This is a genomic window from Stenotrophomonas sp. 78350_Sma, from assembly GCF_056482105.1.
The window spans coordinates 3,373,148-3,385,930 of record NZ_CM151182.1 but is presented as its reverse complement, the minus strand read 5'-3'; the positions used below and the strand labels follow the sequence as shown (position 1 = coordinate 3,385,930).

Sequence of the window (12,783 nt, the reverse complement as noted above, 5' to 3'; positions counted from 1 at the left end):
TGGTCGACACGTACGATCCATGCCATGCATGGATGAATCTCGATTGAAAAACGCTCAACCGACTTCGTACAACTCCAGCGGCAGGTCGTCAGGATCGGCGAAGAAGGTGAAGCGTCGGCCGGTGTACTCGTCCACGCGGATCGGTTCGCAGGTCACGCCATGCGCGGCCAGGCGCTGGATGAAGGGTTCCAGTGCAGTCACCCGGAACGCGAGGTGGCGTAGGCCCTGGGCTTCCGGGCGGCTGGGACGGGGCGGCGGCGAGGGGAAGGAGAACAGTTCCAGCTGGCCGCCGTCGGGCAGGGCCAGATCGAGCTTCCAGGAATCGCGTGCGGTGCGATGGTTCTCCGCCAGCACGCGCAGGCCGAGGATGCGCACGTAGAAGTCCTTCGAGCGTGCGTAGTCGCTGCAGATCAGTGCGGCGTGGTGGATGCCCAGCAGGGCATCGGAATCGGCGGTCATTGCAGGGTGTCCAGCCAACGCTGGGCGATCTTCAGCGCCAGCGGATAGGGTTCGGGGTCGTTGCGGTTGGTCAGCACGATCACGGTCAGGTGCTTTTCCGGGTGGCGCACGATCACGTTGCGGAAGCCGATGCTCTCGCCGCTGTGCCATTGCACCGGGCCGTTCAGGCGCCAGCCGAAACCGTAATGCGGCACGTCCGGTTCCGATGTGGCCGTGGCCGGGCTGAACATCGCGCGGCGCGAAGCCTTCGACAGCAGGCGATCGTCATACAGCGCGGCGTCCCAGCGGGCGAGGTCGTCCAGCGAGGAATAGATGCCGCCGTCGCCCAGCACGGCGCTGGTGGTGCTCTGGTCGGTGCGCTGCCAGCGGCCGTCGATCCAGCTGTAGCCATAGGCACGTGCTGTCACCGTATCGACACCGTCCTGGTGGGCCACGGTGTGGACCATGCCCAGCGGCGCGAAGATGCGCTGCTGCAGGAAGGCGGCGAAGTCCTGGCCGGAAGCGCGGCCGACGATCAGTGCCAGCAGCGCGTAGCTGCTGTTGCTGTAGCGGTACTGCGTGCCCGGTGCGAAGTTCAGCCGGTCTTGGCGCGACAGCAGGGCCAGCACATCGGCATCGTGTACCTGCCGTGTGTCCGCCGGGTCCATCAGGTCTTCGTAGTCGAGCAGGCCGCTGGTGTGCGACAGCAGTTGGCGGAGGGTAATGGCCGCTGCGGCCTGCGGCAGTTCCGGAAGCCAGCGCCGCGCCGGCTGGTCCAGCCCAAGCCGGCCGTCTTCCACCAGCAGCAGCACCGCCGCAGCGGTGAACTGCTTGCTGACCGAGGCCAGCCGGAAGTTGCTGGCGGGGGTCACGGCAGTACCGTCTTCCACCACCGCCAGGCCATAGCCGCGACGGAACACCGGTTGCCCGTCGTGCAGTACCAGCACCGCGGCGCCAGGAACCTGCCCATCGTAGGCCTGCATCAGGCCGTCGATGCCGGCATCCGGTGGGGTCAGCTCTGGTGCGGCGGAACTCGCCAGTGGCAGCAGGCCCAGCACGGCGGTGAACAGGGCGACGGCAGGGCGCATGGCGGCTCCGGAAGCGTCAGGGTGAAGGCGCGGGCGCAGCGCTGGCCGGCTGCGCCATCCAGCGCTCCATCTTGCGGTCCAGCACATCCAGCGGCATCGAGCCGTCCTTCAGCAGTTCTGCATGGAACCGGCGCAGATCGAAGGCTGCCCCCTGGCGTGCCTTGGCCTTGTCGCGCAGGGCAACGATGGTGGTCAGGCCGGCGACGTTCGACAGTGCCTGGCCGGGCTGGGCCATGATCCGTTCGACTTCGGCATTGGCATCATCGCTGCTCATGTCCACCGTCTTCTGCAGGTAGGCCACGGCCTGCTGCTTGCTCCAGCCCTGTGCATTGACGCCGGTGTCGGCGACGACGCGTGCGGCGCGCAGCAGGCGTGAGTACAGGTAGCCGATACGGTCGTAGGCATCGGTGTAGACGCCCAGGTCTTCACCCAGCGTTTCCGCGTACAGGCCCCAGCCTTCGACGAACGCCAGATCGCCACCGAGGCGACGGAAGCGCGGCAGCTTGGCCAGTTCCTGCTGCAGGCCCAGTTGCACGTGATGGCCGGGAATCGCTTCATGCAGGTACTGCACCGGCACGCTCCAGCGCTTGCGGCTGGGCAGGTCGCGGGTGTTGATGTACAGCACGCCAGGCTGCCCGGCCGGCGACGGCTGGTAGGCGGCAGCGGCGGCGGTGAGCGCACGTTCCGGTTCCACCGCACGCACTTCCAGTGCGGACTTCGGCAACGTATCGAGTACCTGCGGCAGGCGCGCGTTGACCTGCTGCTGCACCTGGCGGTAGCGGCTGATCAGTGCATTGGCATCGCTGTACTGGAACTGGCGATCGTTGCGCATGCTGCGCAGCAGCTTGGTCGGCGTGCCACGCAGCTTGGCGTCCTTCATCACCGTGGCGATCTGTGCCTGCAGTTCCTCCACGCGCTGCTCGCCCAGCGCGTGCAGCTGCGCGGCGGTCTGGTCGCTGGCGGTGGTCTGCACGATCAGGTTGGCGTACCAGGCCTGGCCGTCGGGCAGCGCGCCCATGCCGCTGCTGGCGCGCGTGGCCGGCAGGTACTCGGTGGCGATGAAGCCGCGCAGGGCGCGGTAGGCGGGCATGATCCGCAGCTCGATCATGCGCTTGTATTCTGCGCTGATGCGCGCCTTGTCCTCGGCCGCAATCGTGTTCGGCATGGTGCGGATCGGCGACCAGAAGATGCTCTCTTCAGCGGTCGGCTTGATCACCGCATCCAGCTGCGGCAGCACCTTTTCCATCAGGTCGCGCGGCTGCACCACGCCGGCCTTCATGCCCTGGCGCATGTTGTCGATGGCCTGGTCGAACAGTTCGGGAATGCCGAGCGAGCGGCGCGACCAGGTGTCGTAGTCCTGCACGGTGTTGAACGGCTGCGCGCCGGCGCCGGAGCCGAGGATCGCCATGATGCTGCCGATGTTGTAGTACTGGCTGATCGGCATCATCCAGCTTGGGTAACGCTCGGCAGCCAGCGAGGCGCGCGCGTCACGTACGAAGATCTCGTAGCTGAGCAGGTCCTGGCCCTGCAGGCCGTCGTTGCCGAGTTTTTCGACCTTGCCCAGCCACTGCGTGGTGAAGTCGTGCGACTGCTGGCGCCAGGCGGCGGACAGGATGTTGGGCAGCTGGTCGTTGTAGCGCGGTTCGCCCTGGAAGGTGGCCTGCAGCGGATTCAGCCGCATCGAGGCATCCCAGTACTCGTCGTACAGCCGTTCCAGCTGCACCTGCTTGGGCACTGCGCGTGCGGGGGCGACCGGACGCGGCGCAGCGCGGCGCGCCGAACTGCCACGGGCCGGTGCGGTGGCACGGGCGGGCCGGGCCTTGGGCTTGGCGGCCTGGCGGGTCTGCGCAGCGGCAGGGCGGCTGGCCTTCTTCTTCGCTGCTTCGGCCGACGGCACGGCACTGAACAGGAACAACGCGGCAATGGCAGCGGCCAGGACGCGGGGGGAATACGGCATCAAGAAGCTTCCGTGGAACACAGACCGTGGAGCTTGCACGATCCGCGCGCGTACGGCCAGCGTGAAGACGCAGTCAGCTGGGTGGCGCTGGGGCTTCAGTCAGCCGCGGCGGCGACACGCAATGCCGCCGCGCGATCGGCGCCCAGATAGCGGGTGATGGCCCGCCGCATCAGGTACAGCAACGGAATCAGGGCGATCGCAAAGCCCATCTTGTACACATAGTTGACGCTGGCGACCGCAAGGAACAGCGAGGTCGGCCAGTGCTGCGGGCCCAGCACGAACGCGATCCAGATCACCACGAAGCTGTCCACCACCTGCGAGACCGCGGTGGAACCGGTCGCGCGCAGCCAGACATGGCGTTCCCCGGTGGCCTGGCGGATGCGATGGAACACCGCCACGTCGATCAGCTGGCCCAGCAGGAATGCCACCAGCGAACCGGCAATGGTCCACATGCCCTGGCCGAACACGGCTGCGAACGCGGCCTGGTAATCGGGCACGCCGTGGCCCTCCATCGAGGTGACCCACCAACTGGCCGGCGCCAGCGAAATGGCGGCGAAAGCGAACAGGAAACCGTAGCCGATCAGCACCACCGCCAGCCACGAGATGAAGCGCACGCCGCGCTTGCCGAAGAACTCGTTGATGGTGTCGGTCATGATGAACACCACCGGCCACAGCAGAGTGCCGGCGGTGAAGCTGAGCGAGCCGGTCTGGCCGAACAGGTTCCAGTTCAGCGGATCGATGCCGAGGGTATCTTCCAGCGCGAAGATCTTCACCCCGATCAGCTCGGCCAGCACCGCATTGCCGCAGAAAAACGCGGCCAGCACGATGAACAGCAGCACCGCGCGGTCCTGCAGCGGGCGCTCGATCGGCGCTGCGGTCATTCGGCGCGTTCGCCGGCGCGGGTGAACGGCACGCTGGACGGTGCGACGGCGCCGCCGGAAATGATGAAGCTCATCGCCTGGTCGACGGTCCAGTCGGTGGGCGTCAGCAGCTCCACCGGCACGATTTCCAGGTAGCCCGAGGTCGGGTTCGGCGTGGTCGGCACATACACCGCGGCCAACTCACGGTCGGTGCCGTGTTCCTTGATCACGCGGGTGACCAGGCCGACCGATTTCATGTCGCGGTGCGGGAAGTCGATCAGCACCACGCGCTGGGTGCTGCCCGGTTCGGTCTGCAGCATGTCCAGCAGCTTCTTGGCGCTGTCGTAGATGATGCTGGCCAGCGGGATGCGCTTGATCACCGCGCCGACCCAGCGCAGCAGTCGCTGGCCCAGCACGCGGCGGCTGGCCACGCCCACCGCCAGGATCACCAGCAGGGTGGCCAGCAGGGCGATGGTGTCCTGGATCCACTCGGCTCGGACCCAGCCCAGATAGTGCGGGAAGCTGGTTGCGATCTGTTCGGACAGCGGCACCACCAGCGGGCTGGAGATGCCCGACAGCAGTACGAACACGAACTTGACCACTACCCAGGTCAGCCAGATCGGCAGCAGGGTCAGCAGGCCGGTCAGGAACAGGCGCTGCAGGGAAGGGCGGGGGACCAGGGCGGGGGCTTCGAGCGACATGTGCGCATTGTAGCGGTCACTGCCGCTCGATTACGCTGGCGGATCGACTGCGGCAACGAGCCATGGAAGGGAAGCTGTGTTGAAGATTCTGCGCGGACTGGGATGGACCCTGGCGGGCCTGCTGGTGCTGGCCATCGTGGTGTGGTGCGCCTCACGCATGTGGCCGGTGCCGGAATCGCGGTTGCAGGCCCAGCAGCGGCTGGAAGCGCGGCTGCCGGCGAGCGGGCGCAATGGTTATCCGCTGTTGTGGACACTGGCTTTTGACGACCTGGATGGCGGCCAGCGCGAGCAGGCGTTGGCCGAGGACGTGCGGCGCTGGGACGCCGACCCGGACGGTAACAGTGTTACCCGCCCTCATCAGGCCGCCGGCCACCAAGGATTGCGCTCGCGGGCGGCCGCCGGTTGCGGGCCGGCGGCCCGCGACTGCCTGGCCCAGGTACGCGCCGACCCGCAGCGCTTCGTCGACGCCCATGCGGGTCATCACCAGTTGCATGCGCGGCTGGATGCGCTGGCCGACGCGGACCACTTCGTGTCGCCGTTCCAGCCGAAGCGGGAGGGCATCCTGGTGCCTATGCCGACCTACGGGCTGGTGGTCGATGCCACCAGCGCACGCGCGCTGGCGTTCGTACAGGGTGACATCGACGGTGCCCTGCGCGGCAGCTGCCGGGGAGTGCAGCTGGGCCGGCGGCTGGTGCCCGGTGGCAGCTATCTGTTCGACAGCATCATCGGCGCAAGCCTGGTGCAGGCCAATGCGCAGCTGCTGGCCGACATGCTGGTTGAACTGCCTGCCGATCACCCGCTGCCGGCCGAATGCGAACAGGCCATGCAGCCGATGCGGGCCGACGAGCAGAGCCTGTGCCGTGCGATGCAGGGCGAGTATGCGATGAACCGGGTGGCGATCGAGACCTCGGCGCGGGAATTCGGCGGCGTGCTGGTACTGGACCGCAGCAGCACCCTGGCCCGTGCGGCCGGCAATCTCGGTTGGGCGTGTGGCGCGACGGCGACCGCTGCGCTGGAGGCGGACCGTCCGTTGCCGGTACCGGCGCCGCTGCAGCGTGACTTTGGTTGCCTGTCGAACGTCATGGGCTGCCTGTTGACCGACATTGCGGGTCCGGTCTATCCGGCCTATTCGTCGCGCACCCAGGACGCGGCGGCGATGCTGCGCCTGCTGGGCGCACAGCGCTGGCTGCGGCAGCAGCCGGGGGATCCGGTAGATGCCCTGCAGCGGTTGCCGGCGCAGTTCGCCTCGCCGGTGCGGGCGCCGCAGGTGTCGGCGGATGGCCGCCATCTGCAGGTGCCACGCCGCTCGCCGTCCCGCAGCAACGACGAAAGCCCGTGGCTGTCGGTGCCGTTGGTGGCCGGCGCCGCCCCAACCTCCGCTGCCCGCGACTGAGCAGCGGATCAGTCGTCGCTGACCTGCGGATCGAACGCCCAGCCATCTCCAACGGTCTGCAGCGTCCAGCGGCGGTTGCTGCGCAGTGGCTGCCAGCGCACGCTTTCCTTGTCGTCCTCGATGCTGCCCTCGGTATGCCTCACCTTGCGCGTGGAAAAATTCACGCTCACCGAAGTGGCCTGTCCTGAATTGCGCATCACCGAGTTCTGGTCGTAGCCGATCAGCGCGAAGGCAGCGTCCTGCCAGCGGAAGGTGAAGGTGGTGGTACCCATCGACCAGCTTCCCGCGCTGGAGAAGGAAAACAGCGCCACCCTCAACGTGCCGCGCTGGATGCTGACACCGCCATCTTCAAGCGGGTCGCTCATCACCGGGTTGTCCGGGCGCGGAATCAGCTGATGGTCCTGCACCGCCAGCACATAGCCGGCCGGGCGTGACCACGCCACGGCGAGAATGCGCGGGTTGCTGTCGTATGGCGATGGGCCGAAGCCATCGTGTTCGATGACATTGCGCGGGTCCTGCTGGCGCAGCACCAGCACCAGGTCCGCGCGGCCATCCTGGTCGAGATCGCCTTCGATGCTGGACTCCAGCGTCCAGCCCTCGGGCACGAAGCCGGCGGTACTGGCAGCCTGGGCCGGCAGCGTCGGGTACTGCACCGGCGGCAGGTCGAGTGCATGGGACGCGCACGGCAGGGTGCCCAGCAGTGCTGCAAGGGTGTGGGTGCGCATCGGAGCCTCCATGGCAGGGGGCCAGAGGATAGCGCCTGTACGGTGGATCAGCGCGCGTGCGGCTTCAGGCGCAGGTACACCTGCTTGCGGACCTGTGCGACCACCTCGCCGCTTTCATCGACCACGTCGTTGCTGAACCAGCGCAGCACCTTGTCGCCGCTGGCGGCTTCCGCGCGCAGTTCGTCCAGCAACGCGTCGTCGATGCGGAATGATGTGCGTACGGTGCCGCGGCCGGGCTTGAGGAAGTCGATGGCGCCTGCGCGGTCCCACACGTAGTAGTCGCGGCCGAGGATGTGCAGCAGGCCGAGCATCCAGAACGGATCGGTCATCGCGAACAGGCTGCCACCGAAGTGGGTACCAACGTAGTTGCGGTTCCATGGCCGCAGGCGCAGCTCGACATCGATCTGCCGGTAGTCGGGGGTGATGCGGGTGACGTGGATGCCGGTGAACAGGAAGGGCGGCCAGAGGTTGATGCCGAAGCGGAACAGACGGGCGTTCATGCGGATCCGGGGGCGCTGGGCGAGATGTCCAGTCTAACCATTCGCATGCGTATGTTGCACCCCGGTGGCACCGGTCACGCGCCGCCGTCGATCACATACCCGTCGCGTCCATTCGCTTTGGCCTGGTACAGCGCGGTGTCGGCCCCTTCGACGAAATGATGCGGTTGCAGCTCGCCTTCCGGTACCCGGGTAAACACGCCGATGGTGAGCGTCACCCGATCGTCGCTGCCATCACCATGTGCCGGCAACGCACGTACGCAGTCGATCAGGTCCTGGATCACAAGCCGCGCGCCCTCGGCCGGGGTATCGGGCAATACCAGCGCGAATTCATCGCCACCGTAACGCGCGGCCATGTCGCGCGGACGCCGCGCATGCGCGCCGATCAACCGGGCGACGTCCCGCAGCACGCGGTCGCCGACCTGGTGGCCATGGCGGTCGTTGTGGCGCTTGAAGTGGTCGACATCGATCAGCGCCAGGCTCAGTGGCTTGCCGTTGCGTCGTGCGGCGTCGCATTCCTGCTGCAACGCCTGTTCGAAGCGCAGGCGATTGCCAAGGCCGGTCAGTGCGTCGCGGTTGGCCTGCCGGTGCCAGGCCGAAATCCGCCAGATCGCCCAGGCCAGCAGTACCAGCAGGACGCCCAGCAGGGCGGTGGCTGGCGCCCACCAGAGGTTGCTGGTGCGCAACAGCAACCAGCTCAGCAGAGGGGCAAGCGGCAGCGAACACAGCGCCGCCAGCCACGGCAGGCGCAGGCCGAGCAGGATCACGCACAGCGCCACCAGCACAGCGCTGATGGTGTGCTGCCAGAAGCGGGGCAGCACCTCGATCTGCTTGTGCTGCAGCAGCATCGAGGCGATGTTGGCCTGGTACTCGCTGCCGCTCATCCAGAACTCGCGGGTGGTCGGGGTCAGCAGGCGCGGTGCGATGCCGCTGGCGGTCATGCCGACGATGATGCGGCGGCCATGCAGCATCGCCATGTCCACGTGGCCATCGAGCACGTCTGCGTAGGAAACCTGCGGCAACTGCTCGGGAGGTCCGGCATAGCGCACCCGCACGTAGTCGTTGCGCCGCCATTGATAGGGCGAGCCCACCTCGGGATCAGGGTCGGGCAGCCCGCGCACCGCGCCCGCGGGCAGGCCGGTCAGGGCCAGCCCGAGCGCCGGCCAATGCGCCTTGCCGATGCCCGCATGCAGGTAGATGCCGCGGGCGACACCGTCACTGTCCACCTCAACGTCGGTGTGGCCGATGGCGGCGGCACTGGCTGCGATCTGCGGAACAGGCAGCATTTCCTCTGCCATGCGATCACCGGCTGCCGGTGCGGCCAGCACCGGCAGCACCACCCGGCCATTGCGACGGATGGCAGCGGCCAGCGCCTCGTCCTGGCGGCTGTCGCGGCGGTCCGGCTCGGACAGCATCAGGTCCAGCGCGACCCGTTCGGCACCGGCATCGGTCAGGCGATCCAGCAACCGGGCGTGGACCGAGCGCGGCCACGGCCATTGGCCGATGCGTTGCAGGCTGCCTTCGTCGATGGCCACGATCAGCACGCTCGGGTCGGGTCGATAGTCCCAGTTGCCGACCATCGCGTCGTAGGTGGCTTCGTCCTGCCGCCACAGCCATTCGCCCTGGCTGGCGACGATGGTCAGTATCCCGGCCAGCATGGCCAGCAGGATCCGCTTCGACCATGGCAGCGGCGAGCGCCTCACAACAGCAGCCACAGCAGCAGGGCACCACCGCCGGTGCCATAGCAGAGGCGACAGGGCAGGGCGATCTGCTGGGCAGGCGAGAACTCGCCGGCATGGCCGTCATCGTCGATGTACTGCACGCGCACATGCAGGGTGCCGCGCCACGGACGCTTGAAGCTGACCTGCGGTTCGGCCACGGTTTCGTCGACCAGGGGTGCCTTGAAGTCGCCGCGGCGGTCGACCTGCACGCGATAGCGCTGACCTTCGCTGCCGGCCTGCCAGCGCAGGGTCAGTTCACCGTGCGCGGCCTCGGGCGGTTGCAGCGCAGGATCGACCGGCTCGTTGCTCAGCTGCAGTGGCAGGGCCTGGCCATAGCGCCCCTGGTGCCCATTGGCATCGCGGGAGGCGACCCGCCAGAAGTAGTGACCCGGCGGCAATGGCTGCGCCAGGCGCAGATCGGTGCCGGTGCTGGTCTGTTCCTGCAGTGGCTGTACGAAGCTGGAATCAGCCGCGATCTGCAGCACGCTGCTGTGCGCACCGGGGGCCTGGCTCCAGCGGAAACGCGGGCGGTCGCTGTTGATTGTCTGTCCGTGCAGCGGGGCCAGGGTCAGCGGCGGTGGAGGCTGGTCGCTGAGTTCGAAGTCGGCACTGGCGTCGATGCCTTCCACACCCTGCGCATCGACCGCGCGCAGCAGGATGCGCAGCTGGCCTGGCGGCAGATCGCCGATGGCCAGGCGGGTATCGGTGGTGGTGGCAGCGAACAGCAGGATCTCCGGCGTGGCTGCCTGTACCACTTCAACGCGGTACTGCGCGGCGCCGGTGACCGGAGTCCATGCCAGCAGCGTCGGCAACGGGGCCAGGCGCAGTTCATCGTTGCGCAGCTGCGGTGCCGGCAGCAGTGCGGAGACTGCGTCCGGTGCGGCGTCTGCGCTGGCGCTGCGGGTGGCCTGTCCCGGCTGGACCATGCGCTGGCCATGGGTGTTGCCGACCTGCACCTTGCCCTGCAGGACCTCTGTGGCCGCGACATCATGACCGCCGCCGGCACTGACCCGGAAGACGGTGCCGCGCACGCTGCTGGTGGCGGTGGGCGCATCGATGATGTAACGCGATGCCGGGCCGCGCGCGGGCGTCACCCGATTGCTGGCCCGGCCCTGCTGTAGGCGCAGGCGGGTGTCGACCATGCCGGTGTGGCCATAGCGGCTGAGCTGGTCCAGGCGCAGGCGCGAGTACTCACGCAGCTGCAGGCGCGACGCATCGGCAAATTCCAGCGTGACGCTGGATTCGCCCTCGGTCTGCACGGTGTCACCGATGTGCAGCTGCTCGCCGGCCTGGATGGCGCGGCTGGCGCTGCCGTCTCCGCCGGACAGTTCGACCTTGCCGCGGACCGAGAGCACCCGCGCCGGTGCCGGTTCGGTGCGCAGCCAGCTGATCGGAAAGCGCAGCAGCTGGCCGGGCGGCAGCCGGTAAGGGTTGTCGATGCGGTTGTGCTGCTGGAGCTGTTGCCAGCGCACCGAGGGTTTCAGATACACGCCACCCAGATCCCACAGGGTGTCGCCGGGACGGACCCGGTAGTTCCAGTCCTGCGCGGCGGCGATGGCCGGCAGCAGGAGGAGGGCACAGAGCAGGGCGCCCTGGAAGCGCATGGCAAACAACAGCGAGCGGACGAAGGTCACAGTTTTGCAATCCCGGCAATGCGGGGGTGCAGCTGCAAGACCCCATGGCCCCGACCTCATCCCCCCGAACGGATCGTGGCGGCCGTACGGCCGCCATCGCGCGCATTATTGCCCGCGTCCAGTGCAGGGATTCTGAACGAACCCGGCTTCCGTTCAGAACAGCAGGGAAGCCATCCTGCGGCGGTACTGGCCGACCAGGTCCTCGTCGGAGATCACATTGAAGGCGTCGATCAGCGCCCTGCGCGGCAGGCCTTCCTCGAAACTCCGGTCGATCCGCAGCATTTCCAGGAACTGCGCCAGCGCGGCTTCGTCATGGCCGCCAAGCAGCAGCTGCACGCCGCGCAGGTGGCGGGCCCTGAGGTCCTTGCCGTCGGCGGCGATACGCGCGTCCAGCACTTCGGCGGCCGGGGCGTCCTTCAGCGCGGCGGCAAAGGACAGGCGGGCGCGGGCGCGCACGGCGCGGTCGTCGGTGGCCAGGTTGGCGGGCAGGCCGTCGATCAGCGTGCCGGCTTCGTCCACGCCGCCAATCTGCAGCAGGGCCAGGGCCAGGTCGAGCTTCAGCTCGTCCTTGTCCGGCTCGGCGGCGATCTGCGCACGCAGTACGTCCACCTGTGCCTGCGGATCCAACGGCGCTTCGTCCTCGGCGGCAGTGTCGCCGACGTCGGCCGGCACGATGCCGTGCTGGGCCAGGAACTCACGCAGCTGGCCTTCCGGGATGGCGCCGGGGAAGCCGTCCACCAGCTGGCCGCCCTTGACCAGGAACACAGTGGGCACCGAGCGGATCTGGAAGGCGGCGGCGATCTGCTGTTCCTTGTCGACATCGACCTTGGCCAGCTCGAAGGCGCCGTTGTATTCGGCGGCCAGTTTTTCCAGCATCGGGCCCAGGGTCTTGCAGGGGCCGCACCACGTGGCCCAGAAGTCCACCAGCACCGGCGTCTGCAGCGACTTCTGCAGGACTTCGGCCTCGAAGGTCGCAGTGGTGGCGTCGAATACGTAGGTCGTCTCGGTCATGGGGGAGGCATCGATTGGCATCTGGAGATCGATTCTATGGTGACGATCGATGCCAGTCTCAACCCGGACTGCGGCAAATGCCCGACAATGCGTCGTTCCCGCCGCCGTTGCTCCCGGAGCCTGCATGACCTCCCCGTCTTCCTTGTTGCGCCTGTCCGGCCTCGCCGCCGCACTGCTGTTCGTGCTGGCGGTGCTGGGCTTCGGCGCCGGCCTGGACGGCTATGCACAGGCCCGTCACCCGGTGGCCCTGCTGGGCGCACACGGCGTGCCGCACGCGCTGGCCTTCAATCTGCTGGGCTTCGTGTTGCCGGGCCTGCTGGCGGGGGTGGTGGCCGAGTGCCTGCGCCGGCGGCTGCCTGCCACGGCCGGCTGGGCACCGCGGGTCGGCAGCCAGATGCTGCTGCTGGCCGGCCTCGCATTCGCTGCGATGGGCCTGCTGCCGCTGGATGTGGACGACCTGCACGGGCCGGCCAGCCAGCTGCATGCCAGCGCCTGGATGATATGGGTGCTGGGCTTCGTCACCGGCACCCTGCTGCTGGGCATTTTCAACATGCGCCAGGTGCACGGCCGTGTTCAGGGTGGACTGTCGGTGGCCTGCGGGGTGCTTGCGGCACTGGCGGCCTTCGCCCTGCAGGGCCTGGTGCCCGCACCACTGGCACAGCGCGTGGCGTTCGCCTGCTGGGCGCTGTGGCTGGTGGTTGCGCTGCCGCTGTCGCGACCGCGCTGAGACGGATCGTGGGCGCTGGCGGCGACAGTCG

At 68.1% G+C, this 12,783-nt stretch carries 12 protein-coding genes; 2 read left to right on the top strand and 10 right to left on the bottom strand.

Going from position 1 to position 12,783, the window contains the following annotated elements; all coding sequences use genetic code 11:
• Positions 1 to 54: 54 nt before the first annotated feature.
• The 5 genes from gloA2 to ACZK4H_RS15755 all read right to left on the bottom strand — a co-directional run bounded on the left by gloA2 (position 55) and on the right by ACZK4H_RS15755 (position 5,044).
• A complete protein-coding gene (gloA2, locus tag ACZK4H_RS15775; RefSeq protein ID WP_099552087.1) occupies positions 55 to 459 on the bottom strand; it encodes an SMU1112c/YaeR family gloxylase I-like metalloprotein in 405 nt (134 codons plus the stop codon).
• Complete coding sequence (locus tag ACZK4H_RS15770; protein WP_099552086.1) at positions 456 to 1,526, bottom strand: serine hydrolase domain-containing protein; 1,071 nt, start codon at positions 1,524 to 1,526, stop codon at positions 456 to 458. Before ACZK4H_RS15770 ends, gloA2 begins: the two co-directional genes overlap by 4 nt.
• 16 nt (positions 1,527 to 1,542) lie before the next feature.
• Complete coding sequence (locus ACZK4H_RS15765) at positions 1,543 to 3,483, bottom strand: DUF885 domain-containing protein (RefSeq protein ID WP_099552085.1); 1,941 nt, start codon at positions 3,481 to 3,483, stop codon at positions 1,543 to 1,545.
• Positions 3,484 to 3,578: 95 nt separating this feature from the next.
• Complete coding sequence (locus ACZK4H_RS15760; RefSeq protein ID WP_099552084.1) at positions 3,579 to 4,364, bottom strand: queuosine precursor transporter; 786 nt, start codon at positions 4,362 to 4,364, stop codon at positions 3,579 to 3,581.
• Positions 4,361 to 5,044 (bottom strand): DUF502 domain-containing protein, encoded by a 684-nt coding sequence (locus tag ACZK4H_RS15755; RefSeq protein ID WP_049427719.1) that lies wholly within the window; start codon positions 5,042 to 5,044, stop codon positions 4,361 to 4,363. Before ACZK4H_RS15755 ends, ACZK4H_RS15760 begins: the two co-directional genes overlap by 4 nt.
• A gap of 76 nt (positions 5,045 to 5,120) precedes the next feature.
• Here ACZK4H_RS15755 and ACZK4H_RS15750 point away from each other — a divergent pair, with 76 nt between their 5' ends.
• Entirely contained in the window at positions 5,121 to 6,437 is a 1,317-nt protein-coding gene (locus ACZK4H_RS15750) for a hypothetical protein (RefSeq protein WP_099555052.1), read from the top strand.
• Between the two features lie 8 nt (positions 6,438 to 6,445).
• On the opposite strand, the gene ACZK4H_RS15745 is transcribed toward ACZK4H_RS15750, so the two are convergent.
• From ACZK4H_RS15745 to trxA, 5 genes are all read right to left on the bottom strand, one after another.
• Positions 6,446 to 7,162: a hypothetical protein gene (locus ACZK4H_RS15745; RefSeq protein ID WP_099555050.1), complete on the bottom strand. Its 717-nt coding sequence runs from the start codon at positions 7,160 to 7,162 to the stop codon at positions 6,446 to 6,448.
• A 47-nt stretch (positions 7,163 to 7,209) separates the two neighbouring features.
• Complete coding sequence (locus ACZK4H_RS15740) at positions 7,210 to 7,662, bottom strand: DUF4442 domain-containing protein (RefSeq protein WP_049427725.1); 453 nt, start codon at positions 7,660 to 7,662, stop codon at positions 7,210 to 7,212.
• 74 nt (positions 7,663 to 7,736) lie between these two features.
• Positions 7,737 to 9,362, bottom strand: a complete 1,626-nt coding sequence (locus tag ACZK4H_RS15735) for a CHASE2 domain-containing protein (protein WP_099555048.1) — start codon at positions 9,360 to 9,362, stop codon at positions 7,737 to 7,739.
• On the bottom strand, positions 9,359 to 11,014 hold the full coding sequence (locus ACZK4H_RS15730) for a FecR family protein (RefSeq protein ID WP_099555046.1): 1,656 nt from the start codon (positions 11,012 to 11,014) through the stop codon (positions 9,359 to 9,361). Before ACZK4H_RS15730 ends, ACZK4H_RS15735 begins: the two co-directional genes overlap by 4 nt.
• Before the next feature lie 153 nt (positions 11,015 to 11,167).
• Positions 11,168 to 12,025 (bottom strand): thioredoxin, encoded by an 858-nt coding sequence (gene trxA / locus ACZK4H_RS15725; RefSeq protein WP_099555044.1) that lies wholly within the window; start codon positions 12,023 to 12,025, stop codon positions 11,168 to 11,170.
• Positions 12,026 to 12,149: 124 nt separating this feature from the next.
• Here trxA and ACZK4H_RS15720 point away from each other — a divergent pair, with 124 nt between their 5' ends.
• Positions 12,150 to 12,752: a DUF998 domain-containing protein gene (locus tag ACZK4H_RS15720; RefSeq protein WP_099555042.1), complete on the top strand. Its 603-nt coding sequence runs from the start codon at positions 12,150 to 12,152 to the stop codon at positions 12,750 to 12,752.
• Positions 12,753 to 12,783: the final 31 nt, after the last annotated feature.